Origin of the sequence: Cryobacterium sp. MLB-32 (genome assembly GCF_000738085.1) — a bacterium.
Lineage (GTDB): Bacteria > Actinomycetota > Actinomycetes > Actinomycetales > Microbacteriaceae > Cryobacterium.
Map to the genome: position 1 here is coordinate 1 of NZ_JPRS01000531.1, position 1,577 is coordinate 1,577.

Sequence of the window (1,577 nt, forward strand, 5' to 3'; positions counted from 1 at the left end):
ATGCCGTACATGTATATCGTGGAGTGCTCGGACGGCTCCTACTACGTCGGAAGTACGTTCGCGCTAGAGCGCCGGGTCTACCAACACAACAATGGCGGTGGAGCACGATACACCGAGAGCCGAAGGCCGGTGCGCCTTGTTTACTACGAGGAGTATGCACGAGTGTCCGATGCCTACGGACGTGAGAAGCAGGTTCAGAATTGGAGTCGAGCCAAACGACGCGCGCTCATCGACGGGCGCCCGGCGGACCTGCCCTTGCTGAGTAGATCCTCGGAGCCGAGTGATAAATCGGCGCCATCGTGAGGAGTCGCAGGGGATCGCGCCTCGCGGGTCGAGCGTGTCGAGACCGTGGTGATCTCGACAGGCTCGATCAGCGTGGGGGAGGGCATCTAGGTTGTGGCGCGTTGGTTTCACGTGAAACCGCGAGGTGGTTCTGTCTGCCTGGCACCTCGTTGGTCGAGCTTGTCGAGACTGCGATGATCTCGACAGGCTCGATCAGCGTGGGGGAGGGCATGTAGGTTGTGGCGCGTTGGTTTCACGTGAAACCGCGAGGTGGTGGACTGTGCCGTGCACCGCGTTGGTCGAGCGTGTAGAGACCGCGGTGATCTCGACAGGCTCGATCGGCGAGGGGAGAGTGGTGTGTGGATTGGCCTGCGGGGCGACTTTGTCTTGTGTGCCTGGCACCTGGTTGGTCGAGCTTGTCGAGACCGCGGTGATCGCGACAGGCTCGGACGGCGCCTGGAGTGCTTGGGTGCGTTGGTTTCACGTGAAACCGCGAGGTGGTGGACTGTGCCGTGCACCGCGTGGGTCGAGCGTGTCGAGTCTGCGATGATCTCGACAGGCTCGATCAGCGTGGGGGAGGGCATGTAGGTTGTGGCGCGTTGGTTTCACGTGAAACCGCGAGGTGGTTCACTGTGCCGTGCACCGCGTGGGTCGAGACTGCGATGATCTCGACAGGCTCGATCAGCGATGGGAGAGCGCGTGCAAGTTGGGGTCCGATAGTTTCACGTGAAAAGGCGAGGTGGTTCTGTGTGCCGTGCACCGCGTGGGTCGAGTCTGCGATGATCTCGACAGGCTCGATCAGCGTGGGGGAGGGCATGTAGGTTGTGGCGCGTTGGTTTCACGTGAAACCGCGAGGTGGTTCAGTGTGCCGCGCATCTCGTTGGTCGAGCTTGTCGAGACTGCGATGATCTCGACAGGCTCGATCAGCGATGGGGGAGTGCTGTGTGTGGATTGGCCTGCGGGGCGACTTTGTCTTGTGTGCCGCGCACCTCGTTGGTCGAGCTTGTCGAGACCGCGGTGATCGCGACCGGCTCGGACGGCGCCTGGAGTGTTTGGGTGCGTTTGTTTCACGTGAAACCGCGGGGTGCGTTGGAGGGGCGGAGTGCGCTCGGGCCAACATAGTAAGAGCCCCGCCGAGTTCATTCGGCGGGGCTCTTACTACGGGAGCGCGGGAGGGTCTAGGAGGCGTCGGCAATCGCCGCACGAGCGAGCGCGGTGTACACGTCGCCGAGGGTTTGGCCCGACGCTTCAATTGCCTGCGGAACCAACGATGTTTCGGTCAGCCCTGGCAGCAC

1 protein-coding gene is annotated in these 1,577 nt (G+C 62.5%); it reads left to right on the forward strand.

The window, feature by feature from the left end; genetic code table 11:
- Positions 1-303 (forward strand): GIY-YIG nuclease family protein (locus tag JF66_RS19785; RefSeq protein ID WP_035880601.1); only part of this gene is annotated, 303 nt, incomplete at its 5' end.
- Positions 304-1,577: the final 1,274 nt, after the last annotated feature.